Genomic DNA, 24,428 nt, shown 5'->3' on the forward strand with positions numbered 1-24,428 from the left:
GCGCGGATCACCAAGAGGAGAGACACCCATGAGAAAGATCATCGCTTCCACATTCGTCAGCCTCGACGGCATCATGCAGGCACCCGGCGGCCCTGACGAGGACCCCGTCAACGGTTTCAGGTTTGGTGGCTGGGTATTCCCCTATGCTGACGACACGATGGGATCCGTGATCGGCGAGCTCTTCGCAAAGCCCTTTGCCCTGCTGCTCGGCCGCAGGACCTATGACATCTTCGCCGCCTACTGGCCCTATCAGGACGACGACATCGCCAGGGCCTTCAATCCCGCTGTGAAATATGTCGCGACGCATCGGCCTGAAACCCTCACCTGGCAGAATTCGCAATCGCTTGGACCCGACATCGTCGCGGCATTGCGCAAGATCAAACAGGAGGACGGGCCGGACCTGCTCATCCAGGGATCGGGCAATCTCATCCAGACCCTGCTTGCCAACGAGCTGATCGACGAAATGACCGTGCTGACCTTCCCGCTGCTCCTCGGCAAGGGAAAGCGGCTGTTCGAGGGCGGCGCGGCGCCGGGTGCCCTCAAGCTCACGAGATCGGTGGTGTCGAGCACCGGCATCGTCGTCGCGACCTATGAGCGGAACGGCGCAGTCCAGACCGGCTCGTTCGCGTCCGATCAACCGTCCGAGGCCGAGCTCGAACGCCGCCGGACCTGGCAGTAGCCGTGCCGCCAGCGGCGGGACAAAACGCCGACGACAGTCATTCGCGCGCGACGCATTGTCCTCGATGGGCCCTGAGTTGTTCAATCAGACATCCCACCTTCGCGAAAAACGAGTTCCAGCAGAATGGCGCCAGGTGTGCGCACGAAGAGGCGCCGTTCGCCGAGTTCGGCGAGATCCATGGTGGAATAGGGAATTTCGTTCCTGTCGAGCTTCTGCCGAAAGGCCTCATAGCCTTCGAGGCGGAAGCCGATATGGTCGATTGTCTCTGCGTCCCGGCCGACGGCCCTGCCGCCGCCGGGAATGAGGTGTACGATCGGCCCATCACCACTGTAGAGCCAGTAGCCGGCAAAGCCGAAATCCGGACGGTAGCCGACCGTCAGCCCCAGCAGATCCTGCAGGAACTGCCTTGTCCCTTCCAGATCCGCCGTGCGTAACGTCACATGGTCGAGCTGCATGGCATCACCCGATCGCCCCGCCGCCATCGACACGTACCGTCGATCCTGTGGCAAAAGGCGTCACCATCAGGAAGAGCACGGCATTGGCAATATCGGAGGGCTGCCCGACCGTCTTTGCCGGCAGGCTGCCAGCGACGCGCTCGAACATCGCATTGCGGTTGCTCTCATCCATCTTCGACCAGAGTGGCGTGTCGATCATTCCAGGCGAAACCGCATTGACCCTGACCGGTGACAATTCCAGCGCCAGACCCCGCGCCAGCGATTCCAGCGCCGCATTGATCGCCCCCTGCAGCACCGACGAAGCAGACGGGCGCTCGCTGAGGAAGCCGGAAATGAAGGTCAGCGTGCCGCGCTCGGCAAGGCGGGCAGCGCGTGCAACGCGATAGGCGCCCCAGAACTTGCTGTCCATGGCGCGCGCCGCATCATCGAGCGGAAGCTTGCGAACCGGCCCGCTTGCCGTCTGGGCCGCGGAAATGACGATATGGTCCCATGCCGCATGGTTCGCGAAGAAAGCCTCGACACTGGCATTGTCACCCGTATCGAGCACCGCCGTCTCGACCTTTCCGGCGATCGATCGCGCGGCTTCCTTGAGCTTGTCCGCCGAACGCGAGGCAATCGTCACCTCCGCTCCCGCAGCGGCGGCCTGTTGCGCAACGGCAAGGCCGATGCCGGAGCTTCCGCCGACGACGAGAACGCGTTGTTTGGCCAGGGATATCATCTGCTCTCTCCAGTTTGCGGCGATCCCGCCGTGGTTTCGATGGGGAGAACCTAGCGCGACAACGCTATTGCCGGAATAGGTGTTGTTGTCGACTATCTCTTGCGATATCAGCAAGAATATGAGCGACAATTTCCTCGACATGCTCGTCTTCGTGCGTGTGGTTCAGGCCGGCAGTCTCTCGGGCGCGGCCCGCGAGCTGAACTTCTCGCTGACCGTCGTCAGCCGCAAGCTGTCACGACTGGAAGAGAGGCTGGGCGTCCGCCTCGTCAACAGAACGACGCGCTCCCTGTCTCTTACCGAAGAAGGCGCGCGCTTCTACGAACGCTGCACAAAAATCCTCACCGAGATCGACGATGCCGAAACCGAGGCGACGAGCGGCAGGGATACGGCAAGTGGCCTTTTGAAAGTAACCGCCACCTATGCCTTCGGTCGCCGCTGGCTGGCGCCGATCCTGCATGAATTCCAGCAGACCCATCCCGATCTCACCGTCCATCTCGATACCGAGGATGGCCTGGTGAACATCGTCGAGGCCGGCTACGATCTCGCGGTTCGTTTCGGCGCGCTGTCCGATTCCAGCCTGATCGCCCGGCAGATCGCCCCCAACCGTCGTGTCATCTGCGCTTCCCCTGTCTATCTCGATCGCCGCGGCCGCCCCGAGGTGATCGACGATCTGCTCGCCCACGACGTCATCGCCTTCGGCGATCCGCCCAACACGCACTGGATCTTTGCGGATGGGCGCAGTGCCAATGTCACAGCCAGGCTCACCACCAACAATGGCGAACTCGCCCATCGCTGGGCGCTGCTCGGCGCCGGGCTCGTGCTGAAGTCGATCTGGGATATCAAGGACGATATCGACAGCGGCGCGCTGGAGGTTGTTCTACCGGACGCAAAGCTGGCCGCAGCCCCGATCCACGTCGTCTTCCCTCACAGCCGGTTGGCCGCAGCCAAAGTCCGCCTCTGCATCGATTTCCTGTCGCAGCGGCTGCGCAAGGCATCGCCGGCAGAAGTGTCCACGGATCACGGCTGATCTGTCGAAAAAGTGATTTCGTTCCAACCACTTCTGCCTTAAGTGGGCTTGCCACACACAGGGAATGCCCATCTTCTGCCCGATTGTTGGCGCTTTAGTCAGCCAATGCCCCCACACAGACTGCCCGCACGCGCTGGCCCCAAGACTGCGCGGCGAGACAGTGTTTCAATCAGGTTTCAAGGACGCCAGAATGCCGCTGAAAACATCTTCCCGCTGGATTGCACCGCTCGCCGGTCTGCTGGCGCTCTCGGGAAGTGCAATTGCCGTGCGCGCCGAGCCGCTGCCGGCGCCGCCCGTCACGCAGGCCAGCCCGAAGCCCAACTATACGGTTCCCGCCCGCCGCCCCGCGCATATCGTCCGGCAGGATACGGGCGCGTCGCTGTCGGCGCTTTTTGATTCAGTCAGCGGCAATCAGGCCAAGGTGCTGAATGAAATGGGCGGCCTGACGGTTTCGATGAACAACGACATCGCCGATGCGGTCGAGGCCTATTACGCCCAGCCGAAGGCAAAGCTCATCTGGGTCGACGGCAAGGGACCGACCCCCAAAGCCGCACAGGCCCTGAGCCTTCTGAAACAGGCCGATGACTGGGGATTGAATGCCGGCGATTATGCTGTCGCCCCTCCTCAAGGAGGCGACCGCGCGAAAGCGCTGGCCGAGTTCGAAGCCTCCCTCTCAGCCAAGATGCTGATGTTCCTTCAGGACAATTTCCGGGGCCGCATCGATCCTAACAAGCTGTCGAACTACTATGACTTCAAGCGCAAGCCCGTCGATCTGAAGGGCACGATCGCCCAGCTCTCCGCCACGCCTGATCTGATGGTGGTCTTCGACCGCCTGCTGCCGAGCAATCCGAAATTCGCCCAACTCGCCGCCGAACTGCACTACCTGCGCACATCAGGCCAGGGCGGCGATAGCGCCGTCAACATCAACAAGGTTATCGTGGCCATGGAGGAAATGCGCTGGCTGCCGCAGGAATTCCCCGAGCGCTACGTCTTCATCAACCAGCCGGCCTATATGGCCTACTATTATGAAAACAGCACGCTGACACTGTCGATGAAAGCGGTGATCGGCCAGCAGGACCACCAGACGAATTTCTTCGACGCCTCGATCAAGACGGTGGAATTCAACCCTGACTGGGGCGTGCCGCAATCGATCATCCGCAACGAGATGCTGCCGCACCTGAAGCGCGATCCTGCCTACCTGGACAAGGAAGGCTACGTGGTTTCGGTCAAGGGCAAGACGATGCCGTCCGCCAAGGTCGACTGGTCGCAGCCGCTCGAAAATATCGGCGTCGTCCAGCCGCCGGGTGCTGACAATGCGCTCGGCCAGCTGAAGATCCTCTTCCCTAATTCGCACGACATCTACATGCACGACACCCCCGCCCGCGGTAAATTCGCCTCGCAGGACCGTATGTTCAGCCATGGGTGCGTGCGTCTGGAAAACCCGAAGGCGATGGCCGCCGCTGTCCTGAAGACCTCGGTCGAGTTCGTCGATCAGCAGATCGCCGACGGTGCAAAGAAGGACATGCCGGTTCCGGAACAGGTTCCAGTCTACGTCTCCTATTTCACCGCATGGCCGACAGACGATGGCGTCGTCCACTATTTCGACGACATCTACGGCCGTGATGCCGAGACCTTGACGGCGATTTCGGCAACGACTGCGAGCCGCGCTCAATCCTAAAGAGAGAGAGACAATCAAGGCCTGAGCCGACGGCCTTGCTGCGCAAGCAGACGGCGAAACCGCACCGCCCTCACCTGTGCAGCGCCCGACAATTGTGGCATAACATGCCGATGGCGATACATGTCTTGGCAGTCCATCGTGATACTGTCGGGACGGAACAGGCCGCAGGCGGTTCGCTTGCAGGAGCCTATTCCGTAGGTGTCCTCTGCTGGCTCTTGTCAGCCGGCGTCTACATCGCAGCCAAATGGGTCTCCGCCGAAATGCCGCCCTGGGCGCTCTGCTTCTGGCGCGTGCTCATCGCCTTCGCGATCCTGCTGCCGATCGTGCGCCACCATTTCGGCGACATGCTTGCGCTGATACGGGCGCGCGGCCTGGAACTGCTTTTCATCGGCGGTATGGGCCTGGCCATCTGTCAGGGCCTGATCTTCGTCGGCCTCGAACATGCCGACGCCACCACCGCCGGCATCATCATCGCGCTGATCCCGATCATCACCATGATCCTCGCCCGCCTGATGCTGTCAGAGCCAATGGGAAGCTGGCAGGTGGCCGGCTCGGTCCTCGCCTTCCTCGGCATCGTCGTCATCATCGTCAAGGGCAGCCCGGACGCGCTGCTGCGCCTCGATCTCAATCCCGGCGAACTCTGGATCGTCGCCGGCGCCTTCTGCTTCAGCCTCTATACGGTGCTGCTGCGCAAGGCGAAATTCGATCTGAACCGGCTCGCGCTGCTCGTCCTGCTGCTGGGCTTCGCCGCGCTGACGGCGCTGCCCTTCTATCTCTACGAACTCGCCTCCAACGAACGCTCGACACTCAATGCCAGCGGCCTCATCGCGCTCGCCTATGTCGCGATCCCCGGCGGCGCGGTCATGTATTACCTCTTCAATCGCAGCATCGAGGCGCTCGGCGCCGCCCGCGCCGGAGTCCTCCTCTACATCCAGACGATCTTCATCGCCGTACTCGCCTACCTAATCCTCGGCGAAAAGCTGCAAACCTATCACCTCGAAGGTGCGGCCCTCATCATCGCCGGGCTGTTGCTGATCATTCTGTTGAAGCCGAAGGAAAAGGCCGCGGGAGCCTGAAGGCGCGCGGCGAGGATCAAGGCACTCAGCCCTTCACACCTGCCCCATAGCGCAGCCCATCCACCAAGAGCGCAATCATCCGCCGCGTCGCCGCCGGATCATCCCCCTGCCCTAGATTGGAAAGCTGCGCGCCGGCGCGGATGAGTTCGCTTGCCTCCACATCGCCGCGTGCCGCCCCCACCGCAACAGCCCTATCCAGCAGGCCCTGCAGAGCCGGGATCATGTGTTGGTCGAAATAGATCGGCAACGCCTCATAGGCTGGATTGCCGGAATGGAGTGCAGCGGCAAGGCCGCGCTTGGCCATGATGAAATCCGCAAAGCGCTGCATCCAGCGCGACAGCGCCTCTCCCGGTTCATATTCGGCGGCAAGGGTGGCGGCAGATCCGGCGCAGGCATCCACCTCGTTGCGCACCACCGCCTTGATGAGATCCGAGCGCTGGGGAAAATGGCGATAGACCGTGCCGACGCCGACGCCCGCTTTTTCCGCGATCTCGCGCACCGGCGCATCCACTCCCGAGGTGGCAAACACATCCAATGCCGCTTTCAGCAGCAGATCGAGGTTGCGCCGCGCATCCGCCCGCACCGGCCTTTCATGGCCGCTATCAGCCTCACGCGCCTCGACCGGGCTGTACATCCCGTCAGTCACATCAACACCTCTTGCAAAGCGGAACATTGTTCCGTATAAACGGAACCGCGTTCCGGATGCGCTCTTATAACCTGTTCAACAGTACTTTGCCAGATTCCAATCATGCCCGCGAGGGCATGGCCAGATTAAAGGAAACGAAGATGCAATACCGTCCCCTTGGCCGCACCGGCATCAAGGTCAGCCCCTATTGCCTTGGCGCCATGATGTTCGGCGCCATCGGCAATGCCGATCATGACGACTCCATCCGCATCATCCACAAGGCACTCGATACCGGCATCAACTTCATCGACACCGCAGATATGTACAGCCGCGGTGAATCCGAGGAAATCGTCGGCAAGGCGCTGAAGGGTCGCCGCGACACGATCGTGCTCGCCACAAAATGCTTCATCCCGATGGGAGAGGATCCGAACCAGCAGGGCAGCTCGCGCCGCTGGATCTACCGCGCGGTGGAAGATTCGCTCCGCCGCCTGCAGACCGATTATATCGATCTCTTCCAGATGCACCGCCCGGCGCCCGATACCGATATCGAGGAAACACTCTCGGCCCTCACGGACCTGATGCGCGCAGGCAAGATCCGCGCCATCGGCTCCTCCACCTTCCCCGCCTCTGATATCATCGAGGCGCAATGGGTCGCAGAAAAGCGCGGCCTCGCCCGCTTCCGCACCGAGCAGCCGCCCTACTCCATCCTCCATCGCGGCATCGAGCGCGAAGTCCTGCCGACCCTGGAACGCTACGGCATGGGTGCCCTTGTCTGGAGCCCGCTCGCCATGGGCATGTTGACCGGTCGCTACCGCCGGGGTGCGGCCCAGCCTGACAGCACCCGCGTTGCCTATTTCCCCAAGCAGATGTCGAACGAAAACAGCCTCGATGCCGTCGAGCAGCTCATTCCCTTGGCAGAGTCGGCAGGCATCAAGCTCACCCATATGGCACTCGCCTTCGTCACCACCCATCCGGGCGTCACCTCGGCGATCCTCGGCCCCCGCACCATGGAACAGCTGGATGATCTCCTGGCCGGCGCCGAAGTGCGCCTGACCGACGAAATCCTCGACGCGATCGACACCATTGTCCCTCCGGGCACCGAGACCGGTCCGCTCGAAGCCAATTACCAGACCCCGGCCATCAAGACCGCCGGCCTGCGCCGCCGCCCGCTTTCCGAGCGCTCCGCCGCCTGACAAGCCTGCGAAGGCTCCGCTATTCCAGCGGGGCCTTCAGCACATCGGCAATGTGGTCGAGGCCGGATTAGGTCGCGGCTGATCAAACGTCCGCGGCGGGCAATTGCTGCAGCCTGCGTTGCGCTTCTTCCACCTCGACGGCGAGTTCTTCCAGAAGCTCGTCCCACATATCGAGCGCCCGCAGCCCGTCACGCGTGCGGAACAGATAGTCGGCCGAGCTGCCGATGCTGCCTGCGGCCGTCGCAAGCCGCTGAACGGTCGCTTCCCTGGAAAGCCGGCCGGCATAGGTGTTTGCCAGCGGGTTCATGGTGAAAGCGATGCCGCTTCCAAAACGGGCGCCCTCTTCATCAAGCAGATCGACCCAGCGCGGAATATAGGCCTCGGCCACCATCTCCCGCCGCCACAGAATCTCCAGTTCGTGCACGACATCATCTTCTTCCAGACGCAAAGCCACGCCATCGCAGGCGCCGCCCGCATCCAGCCCGAGTACGAGGCCCGGATTGTCGGGCGAGCCGCGCCCGGAGACGGTGGCAAGGCAGAAGGACCGGCGCCAGCCCTCGATGCGGGCTTTCCGGCTTTCGACGCTCAGAATGATCGGATTCCAGATCAGCGAGCCATAGGCGAAAATCCAGACATCGCCCTCCGGCCGCTCGGCAAGCATCGATGCGAGCGATGCTCGCCGCTCCTCGTCGCTCAAAAGTCGGAGCGTCGGCGCCTCCCCGGCAATCAGGTCAGCGAAAGTGCCGCTCAGCAGCAGTTCGCGCGACAGGATTTCCTCGCCGCAGCAGGCGATCGCATCTGAGCTTTTCTTGTTGATGGTCATGACACTCCAATTCCCGGCCATGGACATCAGCAATGGCCCCCGCTTTGCCGCCATCATCCACGCCTTGGGCGCGGGATAAAGCCCGCCGGCGCAGACACTGTGTCTCCACAACCGGAACAATCAGAGCCATCTTCACCCTCCCTCTTCCCACCACAAAGATCAGCACCACATCGCTCTGGATGACACTCCGGGAAATGGGAGCCCGACATGAGCGAAATCGGCCGTCTGCTCGGCGCCGGCAAGGAAGCGGAAGTCTATGAACATGGCACGCTGGCGCTGAAGCTCTACAGGCCTGGCCGCCCGAAGGCCCCAGCCTTCCGCGAGGCCGCCAATCTGGCCGTCGCCGAGCGGCTCTCGCTGCCCGCACCGAGGGTCCACGTCGTCGGCGATTATCACGGCCGCTGGGGCCTCTTGATGGATCGCGCGCCGGGCTTAAGCCTTGCCGATGAGATGATGCCGGAACCGCCGCTCTCAGCCATCAAGGAGATGGCAGCACTCCACCAACGCCTGCACAACGAACCCGGCGCCGGCCTTCCCTCGCTGAAATCAAGGCTGTCGGCCAATATCGAAAGCGCCGAACTTCTGACACCGGACCTGTGCGACCGACTGCTTCTTCTGACTGCCGCCCTGCCTGACGGCGACCGCGTGTGCCACGGCGACTTCCATCCCTGGAATATCCTGGGCTCCGGCGACGACGCCATGATCGTCGACTGGCTGGACGCCTGCAGCGGCAACCCGGCCGCCGATGTCTGCCGCACCTATCTACTGATGCGCCGCGTGCTCCCGGAAATCGCCGAAGCCTATGTCGTCATCTATGCAAAGGCGGCTGAGTTATCTCCGGACGAGATCTTCACCTGGCTGCCAGTCATCGCCGCCGCCCGTCTTGCAGAGGGTGTGCCCGAAGAGAATGAAGACTTGCTGCATCTCGCAGCACTCGCCCCCGTAGAGGCATAGGCAGGTCCCTTTCAAAGAAGGCCAGCGCATTGCGAGGCCCTGCCCGCCTGAGAACATCAGGCTTAAGAGGGCTGCTGATTTCGATGGCCGTCTCAAATGCTTCGTTTTCCGTTGCGAATAACTCGCAATTATGTTTTGCTAATGCAAGTGATTAGCAATCGCAATTTCAAGCAGATTTTGGAAAGATCGTTGGGGCGGTCGTGGCTGAGATCAAGGGAATCGACGATATGACGAGGGAAGAGATAGAGCAGTTGCTGCAGAAGCTCAGCGATATGCTCCACGCCTCGCCGATCGCCCACGCGGAAGGTAACAGCCTGTCGCAGGCAATGGAAAACCTTGCCGATCTGCTGCAGAATTACGATGCCATTTCCGGCGATGCGGATGAGATGGCAAACCGGATCGCTGAAGCGATAAAGATGGTCGGACAGGCCGATTTTATCCGTCCCGACGAAACGACAATCCACTAAGCATGGACCCCTATGTCAAGCTGCCGCTGCTGCTTCACGCAGCACAAGCCTCGCAAGTACCGCGGATCTCGATCGTCGTCTTCGCCGGCTTGAATTTCTGGCTGCGTACCCAGCCCATCAGCCGATGATCCACCTCATGGTCGTGGAATTCGATCACCTGGCCGCAGCTTTCGCAGATTGCGAAGGCGACGATGCCGTGGCTGTGGCAATCCTCGCCGGGATGGGCGCAGGCGACGAAGGAGTTGATGCTTTCGAGCCGATGCACGACGCCATATTCGAGCAGCTTTTCCAGCGCCCGGTAGACCTGAAGCGGCGCACGAAAACCCTGGTCGCGCAGCTTGTCGAGGATCGTATAGGCGCTGAGCGGCCCCTCGGCCTTTTCGAGCACGTCGAAGACGAGTGACTGGTTGCGGGTGAGCTGAGGTGCGTTCATGAGCCTTGTCCTTGCAGGTCCCTGCGCCCGCGCCAGGCGGGAAGCAGGCTCAGAATGAAGAGAATGAGGGCCGCCACCACGATCGACGGGCCTGACGGCGTGTCATACGTCAACGAGCCGAAGAGCCCACCGACGACGGCGACGGCGCCGATCAGTGAAGCGAGAATGGCCATCAGTTCCGGCGTCGAGGAGAAACGTCGCGCCGTTGCCGCCGGAATGATCAAGAGCGAAGTGATTAGCATGATGCCGACGATCTTCATGGCAATGGCGATGACGACGGCCATCAGCAGCATGAAGAACAGCCGCGCCCGCTCGGGCTGCAAGCCCTCGGCTTCCGCCAGTTCCGGATTGACGGTGGCAGCAAGCAGCGGCCGCCACAGCCAGGCGATGGCCGCCAGCACGAAGATGCCGCCGCCCCAGATCAGCGCGATATCAACAGTCGAAACCGCCAGAATATCGCCAAACAGGAAGGCGATGAGATCGATGCGCACCCAGCTCATGAAGGCGACCATGACGAGGCCGATGGCAAGGGTTGCATGCGAGAGGATGCCGAGCAGCGCATCGGCCGACAGCGCCTGGCGCTTCTGGAGGAAGAGCAGCAGGATCGAGACGACGGCGGCAACAACGAAGACGGCAAGCGTCAGGTTGAAATCAAAGAGCAGCGAGAGTGCGACGCCGAGCAGCGCCGAATGGGCGATCGTATCCCCGAAATAGGCCATGCGCCGCCAGATGATGAAGCAGCCGAGCGGCCCCGTCGTCAGCGCCAGGCCGACACCGGCGAGAATGGCGCGCACGAAGAAATCGTCAAGCATGACGGTTCTCCCCGTTCTTGGCCCCGCTCTGCGAATGGGCATGCGCCTCCGCATGCGCATGATCCCCGTCAGCGTGCGCATGGGCATGAGCGTCCGCGTGATCGTGCGAATGCGCATGATCGTGCCCGTGGTCATGGTGATGCCCATCTTCGGGATGGCAATGATCCGTCACCGAGCCGTCTTCATGCAGCACGCGTCCGTCAGGCAGATGCGTATGGTCGTGATGATGGCTGTAGACGGCAAGCGTCGGCGCTGCCCGGCTGCCGAAGAGACGCACATATTCCGGGCTCTGGCTCACCGCCTGCGGCGTGCCGCGGCAGCAGACATGGCCGTTCAGGCAGATGACGGTATCCGTCTCCGCCATGACGACATGGAGATCGTGCGAGATCAGCAGGATGCCGCAACCGGTCGTATTGCGGATCGACTTGATGAGCTCGTAAAGGGCGATCTCGCCGGCGAAATCCACCCCCTGCACCGGCTCGTCGAGCACCAGAAGATCGGGCTTGCGGGCAATGGCGCGCGCCATCAGCGCCCGCTGGAATTCGCCGCCGGAGAGATGCTGCACCTGCGCATCCAGCATATGCGCCATGCCAGCGGCTTCGAGCGCGGCCATGATATCGGCCTCGGGCAATGGCCCGGTCAGCGTCATCAGCCGGCGCACGGAAAGCGGCAACGTCCAGTCCACCGCAAGCTTCTGCGGCACATAGCCGACCTTGAGGCCGGCAATGCGGGCCACCCTGCCTTCGTCCGGCTTCAGCACGCCGATCGCAGCCTTGGCGCTGGTCGATTTGCCGGAGCCGTTCGGGCCGATCAGCGTGACGATTTCGCCGCGCGAAACGGAGAAATCCACACCACGCACCAGCCACCGGCCGCTGCGGCGAATGCCGACATTCTCAAGCGAAACCAGCGGTTCGGCCCGGATACCGGCGGCGCTGCCAGCGGGGTTATTTGCGGGAGAGAGCATCAAATTTTCCGAAAGTGGTGTTGCGTCCTGCTATTGCACACGTTATAGCATAACGCAATTGATGTAATAACATAACAATTGCAATTCAAGCGGAGCATGCTGATGAAACTGGCGGTGGGCCTTACCCTCGCAATCCCGGCCTTCCTCTTCGCCGGGTCCCTCCAGGCGGCCGATGCACCCGTCGTCGTTACCTCGATCAAGCCGGTCCATTCGCTGGTTTCGGCCATCATGCAGGGCGTCGGCAAGCCGGAGCTGATCGTCGATGGCGCAGCCTCCCCGCACACCTATAATCTGAAACCCTCCAATGCCCGCGCCCTGCAGGAAGCCAAGGTGATCTTCTGGGTCGGCCCCGGCCTCGAAGCCTTCCTCGAAAAGCCGCTGGAATCGCTGGGTTCTGACGCCATTGTCGCCCGGCTCGACAACGCGCCGGGTCTCGTGAAGCTGCCCTTCCGCGAAGGCGGTGCCTTTGAGGCGCACGATGATGGCGACGAGCACGATAATGCTTCCGCTGACGAACATGCCGAAGCCGGTCACGACCACGATCATGCCGAGGCAGATCATGACCACGACCACGGTGACCATGGCGCCTTCGACACCCATCTCTGGCTCGACCCCATGAATGCCAAGGCGATGGCCACCGAGATCACCACCACGCTGGTTGCCGCCGACCCCGCAAATGCGCTGACCTATGAGGCCAATGCCAAGGCGCTGGATGACAAGCTCGATGCGCTGGACAAGGAAATCGCCGCGACGGTGTCAACGGTGAAGGACAAGCCCTTCATCGTCTTCCACGATGCCTATCAATATTTCGAGCACCGCTACCATATCCGCGTCGCCGGCTCGATCACCGTCAGCCCGGAGACCATTCCCGGGGCGGAGCGCGTCTCGGAGATCCACAAGAAGGTCGGCGATCTCGGCGCCACCTGCGTCTTCGCCGAGCCGCAATTCGAACCCCGCCTCGTCGATGTCGTCATCGAGGGCACCAAGGCGAAATCAGGCGTGCTGGACCCAGAAGCCGCCACCCTGCCCGCAGGTCCCGATCTCTACTTCACCCTCATGCGCGGCATCGCTGACAGCATGAAGAACTGCCTTGCCAGCGCATGACGGGAAAATCGGAAACGATTTTCGATAAGGATCATGCGCCACTGAAAATGCATAGGCCTGGCGGAAGATCGGTGCCGATCTTGCCCCCGGGATGCAGTAGGAAACAGTGACAGTGCGCCTCCGCGCCCTGCCGGACTTGCAGCTCTCCCCGCGAGCGCTGCGGCGAAAGAAGGCGGCGACACCCCCGTTCCGCCTTTTTTTGTCAAAAATAAATGTTACGTTATAACATAAAGCGAGATTACAATGGACAACAGACTTCCAGTCACCGTGCTCTCTGGCTTCCTCGGCGCCGGCAAGACGACGCTGCTCAATCATGTTCTCGGGAATCGCGAGGGCATGCGCGTCGCCGTCATCGTCAACGATATGAGCGAGGTGAATATCGATGCCGCCCTTGTGCGCGATGGCGGCGCCAATCTTTCTCGTACCGAGGAGCAGCTGGTGGAGATGACCAATGGCTGCATCTGCTGCACTCTCCGCGATGACCTCCTGAAGGAAGTGCGCCAGCTCGCCGAGCAGGGCCGCTTCGACTATCTGCTGATCGAATCGACCGGCATTGCCGAGCCCCTGCCCGTCGCCACCACCTTCGAATTCCGCGACGAGAATGGGGCAAGCCTCTCGGATGTCGCCCGCCTCGATACGATGGTGACCGTCGTCGATGCCGCCAACCTCCTCGCCGATTATGCCTCGGCCGATTTCCTCGCCGACCGCGGCGAAACCGCCGGCGACGGCGACACAAGGACGATCGTCGACCTGCTCGTCGAACAGATCGAATTCGCCGATATTGTCGTGCTGAACAAGATCGGCACGGCGAGCGAAGAGCAACGCGATGCTGCCCGGAAGATCATCACCGGCCTAAACCCGGATGCCCGCCTCATCGAGACGGATTTCGGCAAGGTATCGCTGAAGGATGTGCTCGGCACCGGCCGCTTCGATATCGACAAAGCCGAGACCCATCCGCTCTGGTACAAGGAGCTGCACGGTTTCAAGGACCACGTGCCGGAAACTGAGGAATACGGCATCCGCTCCTTCGTCTACCGCGAAAGGCGCCCCTTCCACCCCGTGAAATTGCAGGCCTTCCTCGACCGCACCTGGCCGGGCGTGGTGCGCGCCAAGGGCTTCTTCTGGCTGGCGACCCGCCCGCACCATGTCGGCGAAATCAGCCAGGCCGGCGCCATAGTCCGCACCGGCAAGATGGGCCTCTGGTGGGCGGCAGTCCCGCGCGAGCAATGGCCGCAGGAAACCGCCTTCCTGCGCGCCATCAGCCCCTACCTCGACCCCGTCTGGGGCGACCGGCGCCAGGAAATCGTCTTCATCGGCGCCGACCCGATGGACGAAGCCTGGATCAGGCAAGAGCTCGATTCTTGTCTGGTGGAAAGCGATGCCTTCACGCCGGAGCGCTGGCGCAATCTGCCCGATCCGTTCGCGAGCTGGAGCCGGCAGGCAGCATGAGGGCAACGGCAATCAAACCCTACCGGTGCCTGTGCATCGAGTGCGAACCGCTGCCGCCGATCGAGGGGCTGCATCCGCTGACCTATGGGGATGCGGAGAGTGAGGCGCCAAAGCCGAAGGGATTGCTCGGCATGATCGCCGAGCGTGTGATTTCGTCGCGAAAGCAGGATTAGGCATTGAGCGTTGTATCGTGGGACGCCCAGTCTCACAAAACAAAAAAGGGCGGCCGAAGCCGCCCCTTTTTCCAGGTCCTGCGTGAGCTCAGCGATTGGCGGCGATGATGCTGGTGATCACACCGGTGGCGACGCCGACGAGAAGGTAGTCGTTATCGGCCCTCACCCAGTGATAGCCGCGCGGCGGCGGTGCCAGGCGGTAACGGCGGTAGTCGCGGACTTCACCGTAGCGGCCGCGCTCGGCAGCGGACATGCGATAACCCTTGGACCAGTGATGCCGACGGACGACCTTTTTCTCGACGACGACCTTCTTGTGGACGACGACCGGCGGACGGCGGTGATCGGCCGCACTTGCTTCCGATGCGACGATCGGCGAGAGCAGGAAAGAGGCGGAAAGAAGAGCTGCAAAAATCTTTTTCATGGGGCTTCCTCGTGTTGAACACGCCCCGAAACTACGTCTTCGAAAATGAACGAAATCTGAAAATAAAATTAAATATCTGTAATGAAATCGGTAGCTTATGCCGGATTCCTAATATCCTAATTTCACACTAATATGTCATGGCGAGATCATGCCGCCAGAGATCACGACTATGTAATCAGGCGTGATGAGAATGGCATTGCGGCGTGATGGCCGCCTACCGGAAGATCAGCGCCATGTTGATGACATCCGTGTACTCGCCATCGACGCAGAAGGCATCGCGGCTCACCCCTTCCCGCACGAAGCCAACCCTCTCATAAAGCCGGATCGCCCGCGCATTATCGGCATGCACGCCGAATTCGATGCGCACCATACCCACCTCACGCCCGCCCGCTATCGCCGCCTCGATGAGGCGGCGGCCGAGCCCCTGCCCGCGATAAGCGGGAAGCAGGCCCATGCCGAGCGAGCCGCGATGGACATGCGAAGGAAAGAAATGCCTGCGGATATCGCACCAGCCGACCACCTCGCCGCCATCGACAGCGACGAGGTTCACATTGCCCGCGGCAATCGAGGCCAGCGCGAATTTGCACGTCTCCTCTAGCGAAGGCGCCTGGAGAAGGCTCAGATATTTCCGCTCGCGCGCCACCGTATCGAGAACCCGGTGAAAGCCCTCGATATGCTCCTCGCTCATCGGCTTGATGCGGATATCGCCTGCCATCGCGGCCCTCACAGTTCCTCGTAGTTGAACCAGTCGAAATCGGCCGTCTTTGCCCGGCCCGACGTGTCGAAAGCGAGGATGCCCGCGAAGGCGCCGGTAAACGAGCCATGCTCGCCGCGACCGCCTTCATCCGAGACGACGCCGGCATCGAGAACCGGGCCAATCGGCTGCCAAGCGCCCTTGCCTTCCGTCTGCCAGAAGAACTGCAGGTCGTTGTCGCGGATTTCCATGGAAAGCTGCACGCGGCCATCGGCCGGGATCGCCACGCCCGCATCGGCGGGGAACGTCATGCGGCCGTTCGGATAGTCGCCATCGCAGGAGAAGATCGTGACACAGCGGCCGAGCTTCTCATGCAGCGTCACCACGACGGCATGGAACTTGTGGCGGTTATAGTAGTGCGTCAGGCCTGCCACCTGCTGATATGTATCCGGCGCAAACTCCACCACCGTTTCGGCGCGGAAACTGTGATGCTCCTGCCGGCGGGCGACAAGCGCCTGCTCGAACCAGGAGCCGACGCTTTCGCGGCCGATCAGCCGCAGATGGCCGGGACGGTCCGTGAGGTTGAAGATGCGCTCCGGCTGCGGCGTGCGCAGCCACTGGAAATCATCGGGCAGCTTGCCGCCATCGAAGGAATATTCGCTGCGCATCGGCTTTTCCGCCCGCACAGCACCGCCAAGCCCCGGCACCTCGACATCGGGAACCGTCGTGCCGTTTTCGAGGTAGAGCCAGCCATCCTCACGCCAGACGCATTTCTGCAGCGCCGTCTCGCGCCCCAGCGTGCAGCGGCGCTTCGGCGGCAACGGCCGGCCGCAGAGATGTGTGTGATAGACCTGGCCATCTGATGTTTCGACGTACTGCCCGTGCCCTGCCCTTTGCAGCACCGCTTCCGGATTGTCCTTGGACGTGATCAGGTGCCGGTTCGGATGCAGCTCATACGGGCCGTCGATATTGCGCGAGCGCGCCATCGTTACCGCATGGTCATAGCCCGTGCCGCCCTCGGCGGTCGTCAGATAGTACCAGCCGTTCTTGCGGAAGAGATGCGGCCCTTCGACGAGGCCGAGCGGGCTGCCGGCAAAGATGTTCTTGATCGAGCCTTTCAGCGCCTTCGTCTGCGGGTCCCATTCCTGCAGCAGGATGCCATCGAAGGCCGGCGATTTCGGCGAGCCGCCATAGCTTTCTGTACGGTGGTTCCACTGCATGTTGATGAACCACTTGCGGCCGTCCTCGTCATGGAAGAGCGACGGATCGAAGCCCGAGGAATTGACATAGACGGGCTCGGACCATTCGCCCTCGATGGTGGGCGAAGTCACGATGTAGTTATGCGCATCCTTGAAGTTGCCGTCGAAGCGCTTGACGTCGGTATAGACGAGCCAGAACTGTCCGTCGGCATAGGAAAGGCATGGCGCCCAGATGCCGCAACTATCAGGATTGCCGCGCATGTCGAGCTGCGAGGCCCGCTCCAGCGGCCGCCGCACCAGTTTCCAGTTCACCAGATCGCGCGAATGGTGGATCTGCACACCCGGATACCATTCGAAGGTGGAGGTCGCGATGTAATAGTCGTCGCCGACGCGGCAAATGGACGGATCGGGATTGAATCCAGGCAAGATGGGATTGCGGATCATGGCGGCTCCTCCGTTGAGTAACAATTTTTGCTGCACGTACATCAAATTATAGCAGAAAAACGCCCGGGGTTTTGCCCCGGGCGATCAAAACTAATCCAGCTCTGCGGACTTGGCCCAGAGGTTGATGTCGGCCTCCTTGGCATAGACATCGATCTGCTTCAGCTCCTCTGCCGAGAACTCGAGATTGTCTAGTGCGGCAACGCAATCGACGATCTGAGAGGAGCGGCTGGCGCCGATCAGCGCCGAGGTCACGCGCCCGCCGCGCAGCACCCAGGCGATCGCCATCTGCGCCAGCGTCTGGCCGCGCTTCTCGGCGATCTCGTTGAGCTTCCTGATATTGTCGATGATCGAAGGGCGGATGAAATCCTTCTTGAGGAAGTGGTTCTGCGCCGCACGGCTGTCGGCGGGAATGCCGCCGAGATATTTCGTCGTCAGCATGCCCTGGGCGAGCGGCGAGAACACGATCGAGCCCATGCCGACCTCGTCGAGCGTATCGAGCAGCTTGTCATCCTCGACCCAGCGGTTGAGCATGGAATAGCTCGGCTGGTGGATGAGGCAAGGCGTTCGCAGATCCTTCAAGATCGCGGCCGCCTCGCGGGTGCGCTGCGAATTATAGGAGGAAATGCCGACATAGAGCGCGCGGCCGGAACGCACGATATAGTCGAGCGCACCGCAGGTCTCTTCCAGCGGGGTGTCCGGATCGAAACGGTGCGAATAGAAGATATCGACATAGTCGAGACCCATGCGCTGCAGGCTCTGGTCGCAGGAAGCGATCAGATACTTGCGGCTGCCCCACTCGCCGTAAGGACCCGGCCACATGTCGTAACCTGCCTTGGAAGAGATGATCAGTTCGTCGCGCAGGCCCGCAAAATCGGTGCGCAGGATTTCGCCGAACGCGGTCTCGGCGCTGCCGGGAGGCGGGCCGTAATTATTGGCGAGGTCGAAATGGGTGATGCCGAGATCGAAGGCCGTGCGGCACATATCGACCTTGCGGTCATGCGGGGTGTCACCGCCGAAATTGTGCCAGAGGCCGAGGGAAACGGCCGGGAGCTTCAGGCCGGAACGGCCCGTGCGGTTATACTTCATCTTCGAATATCGGTCTTCGGCCGGTTGCCAGCTCATCTGAGGTCTCCTCAACCTGTAAAAGTGCTTCTCTTTCGTATCCCGCACCAAGCGGCAGTCGAAAGCTAAAAACGTCGTCGCCCTCATGTCAGGCAAAGCGCGACGGCACTATTGGATTAAGCACGCCGATACGGCAAGCGCGTGGCGCGTGTTCTCGACAGCTTCACTCACTGACGCTGCCTGATGGCGAGCCCTATCAGCCGACACCGTCATGTCAGGGCCTGGCCTGACATGACGAGATTATTGTCCGAGCGCACCGCGCGACAAGCGCACGGCGCAGCCCTCACCTTACTTCAACAGCGCCTGCGCCTCTTCGATGCCGAGAGCCGCCGGCTGTGTGCAGGTCGTCTTGAGCTCCACGAACCGGCCTTCCGCACCCGACTTCAGGATCGAGGTCATGATGTCGACGCCGTGCAGGGTGCGGTCGAGCGAGCAGCGTGCATCGCGGCCCTCGATCAGCGCCATGGCCATGTCGGCAAGGCCGGCGGTGCGGTAGTTGGCGCGCGGGCCGTTCGGGCTTTCCTGGTTGAACTTGCCGAACGGGTGATCCCAGGCGCCGAGTGCCTTGATGTCCTTGTCGCGGCCGCTTGCCTCGACGACACCGCCAAAGAAGTTCGGATCCGGCACGTAGAGCGATCCGTCCGTGCCGTAGAGCTCCATATTGGCATGGCGGTGCGACCAGACATCCCAGCTCGCCGTCAGCGTTACGGTGGCGCCCGAGACGAATTCGAGCAGCGCCTGGATCGTCGTCGGCGTCTTGACCGGAATGGTCTCGCCGTTGCGCGGCTGGCTGGTGATGGTGCGGGTCTCCGACGCCATCGAGGTCAGGCCGGCGACACGCTTCACCGGTCCGATCAGGTTGATCAGGTTGGCGATGTAATACGGACCCATGTCGAGGATCGGGCCGCCGCCCGGCAGGAAGAAGAAGTCCGGGTTCGGGTGCCACATTTCCATGCCCGGACCCATGACGTAGCAGGCGCCGGACGTGATGCGGCCGATACCGCCGTCATCGACGAACTTGCGGGCAAGCTGATGCGCGCCGCCGAGGAAAGTATCCGGGGCGCAGCCGACGGAAAGCCCCTTCTCCTTGGCGATGCGGCGAAGCTCTTCGCCCTGTTCCAGAGAAAGCACGAGCGGCTTTTCCGAATAGACGTGTTTGCCGGCTTCGAGTGCAGCCTTCGACACCGGATAATGTGCATCCGGGATCGTCAGGTTGACGACGACGTCGATCTCGTCATTGGCGAGAAGCTCTTCGATCGTCTGCGCGATCACGCCATATTCCTCGGCGCGATGCTTTGCGGCCTGCACATTGATATCGGCGCAGGCAAGCACCTTCAGCCCCTTGAAGAGCGGTGCCAGCGAAAAGTAAGTGGTGGAGATGTTGCCGCATCCGATGATGCCGACGCCAAGTTCCTTGGTCATGGTCTGCCTCAGTAGCTCTTGAAGGAAGCGATCGAGCGCGTGATGTTGCGGTCGATATCATTGGGATTGTCGTGCTCGACGACGAAATGCTTGGCCTTGGTCTTTGCCTTGACGACCGGAAGCAGCTTTGCCCAGCCGATCGTGCCATGGCCGACATCGGCCCAGCCGCCTTCGTCAGTGGCTTCGCCAGCCGGTGCGATGTCCTTGACGTGGACAGCGCTGATACGGGAGCCAAGCTTCTCGACCCAGGCATAGGGATCCGCACCGCCGCGAACGACCCAGGCGATATCCGCTTCCCAGGTGATGCCTGGCGCGCCTTCGAAGATGCGCTCGATCGGCAGCGAGCCGTCGGAAAGCTTCACGAATTCGAAGTCGTGATTGTGCCAGCCGAATTCATAGCCCGCATCCTTGTAGGGCTTGCTCATTTCCTGCAGGCGCTTGCCGAAGGCGAGCCAGCCGGCAGCATCCGTCGGGCGCTGGTCGGGCATCAGGTGCGGCGCATAGATGGAATCCATGCCGAGGATCTTGGCGATCTGCAGCGACTTCTCGACATTGCCATCGAGGAAATCGGGGCTGAAATGGCCGGTCGCCATGACAAGGCCGTTCTTGTCGAGATCGGCGCGTAGGCTTTTCAGGCCCGCCTCGTCGAGTTCGGCATAAATGCCGCCGAAACCTTCGACTTCGCCGTAGCCGGCCTTGCCGAGCTTTTCGAAGATCGCCGACAGCGGCGGGAAATTGCGGGCGCTATAAAGCTGATAGCTGAGCTTGGTCATGTCATCCTCCTCGGGCCTCGTGCCCGTTCTCACGTAAGATCAATCTGCCGACTGGCAGGAATGCAGGTCGTAGAAGCGGAATTCCGGCAGCTTGCCCTCTTCGAGCGGTTTTGCCGGCGTAAAGGTGATGCGGCGGCTTTCGCCAGCTGCAAGGTCGAAGGCGTTGTCGGAATATTTGCCGTCCGTATCCGTTTCGATCATCACGAAGAGCGCCAGGCCCTTGGCGGTGACGTCGATATCGATCGAGCCCTTCTCCTCGACGAATTCGCGGATGACGGAAAGGCCCGCCGGCTCCAGTTCCAGCGCCTTGTAGGTGCCGTTCACATAGTGCCCCTCGCCGCCCATGCCGTTCGAGGCCGTGAAGTGCCAGGCAAGCAGCGTACCCGGGGGTATCTCGGAAATGTCGAGCGTCGCCGCAGTGCAGGCCGCATCCGGCGCGCACATGGCCTGCACGTTCTTCAGGTGCTTGCGTTCGCCCTTCATCGTCAGGATGGAGATCGCGAGATCGACGCTGACCTCGGCAAGCGTGTCATTAACCAGCGAGAAGCGGATCGACTTGCCGTCGTCGGACGGAATGGCGGCGACCGCCACCGGCTGGAAGAAGCGCTTGACGAGATAGTGCATCGCCTTCCAGCGGCCACCGTAGTCTAGGCTCGACCAGGAGGCCACAGGCCAGGTGTCGTTGAGCTGCCAGTAGATCGTGCCCATGCAATGCGGCTTCAGCGAACGCCAATATTCCACAGCCGTCTTGATCGCCAGACCCTGCTGGATTTGGCTGAGATAGACGAAATTCGGGAAATCCTTCGGGAAGCGGAAGTAACGGAACATCGTGCCGGCAATGCGCTCGTTGCCGCCGGCATTCTTCTGGTGCAGTTCCATGACGGGTGAAGCGACATTCATGTCCTTCGGGTCGGCATAGGTCTTGATAACAGGCAGCGACGTATAGGACTGGAAGCCGAATTCCGAGCAGAAGCGTGGCCGCACCGAGCGGTAATTGTCGAACGACTTGTTCTCGTGCCAGACCGACCAGTAATGCATGTCGCCGGAACCGTCGGCATGCCAGGCATCGCCGAAATCGAGATAACCGGAAGCCGGGCTCGACGGCCACCACAGGGCGCCAGGCATCGCCTTCTTCACAGACTGTTCGATGGTGCGGTTCAGGCGGTCGTAGGAAACGAGATAGCGGTCACGATCCCTACGGGACTCCTCAAACCAGGTGAGCGCGCCGACGAGCTCGTTATCGCCGCACCAGAGCGCGATCGAGGCATGCGAGGAGAGCCGACGAACCTGGTAATCCACCTCGACGGCGACATTCTCGAGGAAGTCTTCGGTCGAGGGATAAAGGTTGCAGGCGAACATGAAGTCCTGCCAGACCATCAGGCCGAGGCGATCGCAGATATCGTAGAACCAGTCGTGCTCGTAGAAGCCGCCGCCCCACACACGGATCATGTTCATGTTGGCGGCCTTGGCCGATTGCAGCAGGTCCTCGGTCTTCTCCTGCGACGAGAGCGAGAACAGCGCATCGGCCGGGATCCAGTTGGCGCCGCGGCAGAAGATTTCGTGACCATTGACCTTGAAGGCGAAACGGCTGCCGGCGGCATCGGGCGTGGTGATCAGCTCGATGGTGCGCAGGCCGATCTGCTTCGTCACGCTGTCGGAGTCAAGCTCGACGGTGAGCGTATAAAGCGCCTGCTCGCCGCTGCCGGATGGCCACCAGAGACGCGGATTGTCGATCTGGAAGACGTGGTTGATGTCAGCCTCGCCGGGGTTGACGCCAACATCGAGCCGCACACGCTCGCCATCAAGATCGAAATAGAGCTGGGCGATGCCGGCATTCTTGGCGTAGAGCGTCGCCGTCACCTGCAGTTCCACCGAGCCATCGGCATTATGCGTCTGGCGTGTCAGCACATGCTCGATGCGCGCCGTCTCCAGCTTCTTCAGAGCGATCGTGCCGTAGAGGCCGAGAGGGGCAATGGCGATATTCCAGTCCCAGCCGAAATGGCACTGCGGCTTGCGCAGCATGTTGCCGTCAGGGATCGGCGAGTTGCCGGTGCTATAGGGAATGTAGAAGGGTTGCTTCTTCTGCCGTTCGGCACCGGTGGCAATGCTTGAGGCAAAGACGATGCGGATCGTGTTCTCGCCCTTCTTCAGCATGCTCGACACATCCGGCCTGTAGCGGCGGAAGCTGTTATCGGCTTCGAGCGCCAGGAAGCCGTTGACGTGAACGCTGGCGACCGTGTCGAGGTAGTCGATGTCGAGATACCAGTCGCCCTCGGCATCGGGAAGCGTGAAGCTGCGCTCGACCACCCATTCGCGCTGGGCGACCCACTGCACCTTTTCCTCGTTTCGACCGAAATAGGGATCCGGGATCAGTCCCGCGCGGTGAAGCGCGGTGTGCACGTCGCCCGGCAGCGTGATGACGCTGCGAATCTCGCCATCGGCGGAGGCAAGCTGCCACGAGCCCGAAAGTTCGATGTTGAAACCGTTCTTCGGCAAGGATGTCATAGTCTTATCCTGATCGGGCCGCTCCTGGGAGTGCCGGACAAGCCGGACTGCGGCCGAATTTTGGCTGGCCTGACGGCCGATTGGAGGATCGGGCGGCACTGTTTCCGGCGCCGCCCGCAGAACTTTCTAGAGGCGCAGTTCGCTTTCGGCGTCGAAGACCGAGGCGAGCGACATGTCGAAGCTGAGCTTCACCTTGGCTCCGACATTGAAGCGGCGCGCACCGTTGATGCGTACCGACATCGTGTGACCCGCATGTTTCAGCCACAGAAGATTGTCCGCGCCCATCGGTTCCTCGATGTCGACGGTGGCGTCATGCTCTTCGCCACCGGTATTCTCGTTGACCTTGATGTGTTCGGGGCGAACGCCGAGCACCACCTTTCGGCCGGGCTGCAGCTTATCGTAGCCGTCATAGGCGGCGAGCGAGAAATTGACGCCATTGGCGGTAAAGGCGATGCCGTCACCCGATTTGATCAGTTCGCCGTGCAGGAAGTTCATCGACGGTGAGCCGATGAAGCCGGCGACGAAGAGATTGCGCGGCTTGTTGTAGATCGTCGTCGGATCGTCGAGCTGCTGGATGATGCCGCTCTTCATGATGGCGATACGGTCAGCCAGCGTCAGTGCCTCGATCTGGTCATGCGTGACGTAGATCATCGTGTTCTTGAGCGACTGGTGCAGACGCTTGATTTCGACGCGCAGTTCCGAGCGCAACTTCGCATCGAGGTTCGACAGCGGCTCGTCGAAGAGGAAGACATCGACATCGCGCACCAGAGCACGGCCGATCGCCACACGCTGGCGCTGACCACCGGAAAGCTCGGCGGGCTTGCGCTTCAACAACGGCTGGATCTGCAGGATCTCGGAGGCACGTGCCACACGCTTGTCGATCTCGACCTGCGGCACCTTGGCGACGCGAAGGCCGAAGGAGAGGTTCTTTTCAACCGTCATCTGCGGATAAAGTGCATAGGACTGGAAGACCATGCCGATACCGCGGTCCTTCGGCTCTTCCCAGGTGACGTTCTTGCCCTTGATGAAGATCTGCCCTTCCGAAGCGTCGAGCAGGCCGGCGATGCAGTTCAGCAAGGTCGACTTGCCGCAGCCGGACGAGCCGAGCAGCACCAGGAATTCGCCGTCTTCGATATCAAGGTTGAGATCCTTCAGCACGCTGACCGCGCCAAAATTCAGCGACAGATCCTTGATGGAAACGCTTGCATTCATATTCAT

25 protein-coding genes are annotated in these 24,428 nt (G+C 61.6%); 10 read left to right on the forward strand and 15 right to left on the reverse strand.

What is annotated here, in order from left to right:
* Window positions 1-28: 28 nt before the first annotated feature.
* Window positions 29-679, forward strand: coding sequence for a dihydrofolate reductase family protein (locus AC1DTN_RS10505; protein WP_477920788.1), 651 nt, complete (start codon window positions 29-31; stop codon window positions 677-679).
* Between the two features lie 80 nt (window positions 680-759).
* Here AC1DTN_RS10505 and AC1DTN_RS10510 read toward each other — a convergent pair whose 3' ends face one another.
* Together AC1DTN_RS10510 and AC1DTN_RS10515 are read right to left on the reverse strand one after the other, a co-directional pair.
* The gene (locus AC1DTN_RS10510) at window positions 760-1,134 is read right to left on the reverse strand and encodes a VOC family protein (RefSeq protein ID WP_439015778.1); all 375 of its coding nucleotides are present in this window, start codon (window positions 1,132-1,134) and stop codon (window positions 760-762) included.
* A gap of 4 nt (window positions 1,135-1,138) precedes the next feature.
* The gene (locus AC1DTN_RS10515) at window positions 1,139-1,852 is read right to left on the reverse strand and encodes an SDR family oxidoreductase (protein ID WP_477920790.1); all 714 of its coding nucleotides are present in this window, start codon (window positions 1,850-1,852) and stop codon (window positions 1,139-1,141) included.
* Between the two features lie 85 nt (window positions 1,853-1,937).
* On the opposite strand from AC1DTN_RS10515, the gene AC1DTN_RS10520 reads away from it, so the two are divergent.
* The 3 genes from AC1DTN_RS10520 to AC1DTN_RS10530 all read left to right on the forward strand — a co-directional run bounded on the left by AC1DTN_RS10520 (window position 1,938) and on the right by AC1DTN_RS10530 (window position 5,633).
* Window positions 1,938-2,879 (forward strand): LysR family transcriptional regulator, encoded by a 942-nt coding sequence (locus AC1DTN_RS10520; RefSeq protein ID WP_477920792.1) that lies wholly within the window; start codon window positions 1,938-1,940, stop codon window positions 2,877-2,879.
* 190 nt (window positions 2,880-3,069) lie between these two features.
* Window positions 3,070-4,557 (forward strand): L,D-transpeptidase family protein, encoded by a 1,488-nt coding sequence (locus AC1DTN_RS10525; protein WP_477920794.1) that lies wholly within the window; start codon window positions 3,070-3,072, stop codon window positions 4,555-4,557.
* Between the two features lie 110 nt (window positions 4,558-4,667).
* A complete protein-coding gene (locus AC1DTN_RS10530) occupies window positions 4,668-5,633 on the forward strand; it encodes a DMT family transporter (RefSeq protein WP_477920795.1) in 966 nt (321 codons plus the stop codon).
* A 25-nt stretch (window positions 5,634-5,658) separates the two neighbouring features.
* Here the strand turns inward: AC1DTN_RS10530 and AC1DTN_RS10535 are convergent, their stop codons facing one another.
* Entirely contained in the window at window positions 5,659-6,267 is a 609-nt protein-coding gene (locus tag AC1DTN_RS10535; protein ID WP_477920988.1) for a TetR/AcrR family transcriptional regulator, read from the reverse strand.
* A gap of 152 nt (window positions 6,268-6,419) precedes the next feature.
* Here AC1DTN_RS10535 and AC1DTN_RS10540 point away from each other — a divergent pair, with 152 nt between their 5' ends.
* The gene (locus tag AC1DTN_RS10540) at window positions 6,420-7,451 is read left to right on the forward strand and encodes an aldo/keto reductase (RefSeq protein ID WP_477920797.1); all 1,032 of its coding nucleotides are present in this window, start codon (window positions 6,420-6,422) and stop codon (window positions 7,449-7,451) included.
* An 82-nt stretch (window positions 7,452-7,533) separates the two neighbouring features.
* Here the strand turns inward: AC1DTN_RS10540 and AC1DTN_RS10545 are convergent, their stop codons facing one another.
* Window positions 7,534-8,274: a gamma-glutamylcyclotransferase gene (locus AC1DTN_RS10545; protein ID WP_477920799.1), complete on the reverse strand. Its 741-nt coding sequence runs from the start codon at window positions 8,272-8,274 to the stop codon at window positions 7,534-7,536.
* A gap of 207 nt (window positions 8,275-8,481) precedes the next feature.
* Between AC1DTN_RS10545 and AC1DTN_RS10550 the strand changes: the two genes are divergently transcribed.
* Entirely contained in the window at window positions 8,482-9,228 is a 747-nt protein-coding gene (locus tag AC1DTN_RS10550) for a phosphotransferase family protein (RefSeq protein WP_442206087.1), read from the forward strand.
* A 200-nt stretch (window positions 9,229-9,428) separates the two neighbouring features.
* Window positions 9,429-9,695 (forward strand): hypothetical protein, encoded by a 267-nt coding sequence (locus tag AC1DTN_RS10555; protein WP_477920801.1) that lies wholly within the window; start codon window positions 9,429-9,431, stop codon window positions 9,693-9,695.
* Window positions 9,696-9,729: 34 nt separating this feature from the next.
* Here the strand turns inward: AC1DTN_RS10555 and AC1DTN_RS10560 are convergent, their stop codons facing one another.
* Genes AC1DTN_RS10560 through znuC form a run of 3 tightly spaced genes read right to left on the reverse strand, consistent with a single transcriptional unit; the run spans window position 9,730 to window position 11,904 of the window.
* Entirely contained in the window at window positions 9,730-10,128 is a 399-nt protein-coding gene (locus AC1DTN_RS10560) for a Fur family transcriptional regulator (protein WP_007814087.1), read from the reverse strand.
* Complete coding sequence (znuB, locus tag AC1DTN_RS10565; RefSeq protein WP_113320639.1) at window positions 10,125-10,940, reverse strand: zinc ABC transporter permease subunit ZnuB; 816 nt, start codon at window positions 10,938-10,940, stop codon at window positions 10,125-10,127. The genes AC1DTN_RS10560 and znuB overlap by 4 nt, the downstream gene beginning before the upstream one ends.
* A complete protein-coding gene (gene znuC / locus AC1DTN_RS10570; RefSeq protein ID WP_477920803.1) occupies window positions 10,933-11,904 on the reverse strand; it encodes a zinc ABC transporter ATP-binding protein ZnuC in 972 nt (323 codons plus the stop codon). The genes znuB and znuC overlap by 8 nt, the downstream gene beginning before the upstream one ends.
* Window positions 11,905-12,006: 102 nt before the next feature.
* Between znuC and AC1DTN_RS10575 the strand changes: the two genes are divergently transcribed.
* The 3 genes from AC1DTN_RS10575 to AC1DTN_RS10585 all read left to right on the forward strand — a co-directional run bounded on the left by AC1DTN_RS10575 (window position 12,007) and on the right by AC1DTN_RS10585 (window position 14,630).
* Window positions 12,007-13,008 carry a zinc ABC transporter substrate-binding protein gene (locus AC1DTN_RS10575; RefSeq protein WP_477920804.1) on the forward strand — a complete coding sequence of 334 codons (1,002 nt, stop codon included), beginning with the start codon at window positions 12,007-12,009 and terminating at the stop codon, window positions 13,006-13,008.
* A gap of 243 nt (window positions 13,009-13,251) precedes the next feature.
* Window positions 13,252-14,457 (forward strand): zinc metallochaperone GTPase ZigA, encoded by a 1,206-nt coding sequence (zigA, locus tag AC1DTN_RS10580; protein WP_477920805.1) that lies wholly within the window; start codon window positions 13,252-13,254, stop codon window positions 14,455-14,457.
* Window positions 14,454-14,630 carry a hypothetical protein gene (locus AC1DTN_RS10585; RefSeq protein WP_477920807.1) on the forward strand — a complete coding sequence of 59 codons (177 nt, stop codon included), beginning with the start codon at window positions 14,454-14,456 and terminating at the stop codon, window positions 14,628-14,630. The genes zigA and AC1DTN_RS10585 overlap by 4 nt, the downstream gene beginning before the upstream one ends.
* An 88-nt stretch (window positions 14,631-14,718) precedes the next feature.
* Here the strand turns inward: AC1DTN_RS10585 and AC1DTN_RS10590 are convergent, their stop codons facing one another.
* From AC1DTN_RS10590 to AC1DTN_RS10625, 8 genes are all read right to left on the reverse strand, one after another.
* Window positions 14,719-15,051, reverse strand: coding sequence for an RcnB family protein (locus AC1DTN_RS10590; RefSeq protein WP_113320644.1), 333 nt, complete (start codon window positions 15,049-15,051; stop codon window positions 14,719-14,721).
* A gap of 214 nt (window positions 15,052-15,265) precedes the next feature.
* Entirely contained in the window at window positions 15,266-15,766 is a 501-nt protein-coding gene (locus AC1DTN_RS10595) for a GNAT family N-acetyltransferase (RefSeq protein WP_477920809.1), read from the reverse strand.
* A gap of 8 nt (window positions 15,767-15,774) precedes the next feature.
* Complete coding sequence (locus AC1DTN_RS10600) at window positions 15,775-17,388, reverse strand: glycoside hydrolase family 43 protein (RefSeq protein WP_477920810.1); 1,614 nt, start codon at window positions 17,386-17,388, stop codon at window positions 15,775-15,777.
* Between the two features lie 90 nt (window positions 17,389-17,478).
* Window positions 17,479-18,510, reverse strand: a complete 1,032-nt coding sequence (gene mgrA / locus AC1DTN_RS10605; RefSeq protein WP_477920811.1) for an L-glyceraldehyde 3-phosphate reductase — start codon at window positions 18,508-18,510, stop codon at window positions 17,479-17,481.
* 288 nt (window positions 18,511-18,798) lie between these two features.
* Window positions 18,799-19,932, reverse strand: coding sequence for a Gfo/Idh/MocA family protein (locus AC1DTN_RS10610; protein WP_113320648.1), 1,134 nt, complete (start codon window positions 19,930-19,932; stop codon window positions 18,799-18,801).
* An 8-nt stretch (window positions 19,933-19,940) separates the two neighbouring features.
* Window positions 19,941-20,705 (reverse strand): sugar phosphate isomerase/epimerase family protein, encoded by a 765-nt coding sequence (locus tag AC1DTN_RS10615; RefSeq protein ID WP_477920814.1) that lies wholly within the window; start codon window positions 20,703-20,705, stop codon window positions 19,941-19,943.
* Window positions 20,706-20,744: 39 nt separating this feature from the next.
* Window positions 20,745-23,210 (reverse strand): beta-mannosidase, encoded by a 2,466-nt coding sequence (locus tag AC1DTN_RS10620; RefSeq protein WP_477920816.1) that lies wholly within the window; start codon window positions 23,208-23,210, stop codon window positions 20,745-20,747.
* A 126-nt stretch (window positions 23,211-23,336) separates the two neighbouring features.
* Window positions 23,337-24,428: an ABC transporter ATP-binding protein gene (locus AC1DTN_RS10625; protein WP_442206098.1), complete on the reverse strand. Its 1,092-nt coding sequence runs from the start codon at window positions 24,426-24,428 to the stop codon at window positions 23,337-23,339.

This window comes from Rhizobium sp. 01T444, assembly GCF_056398305.1.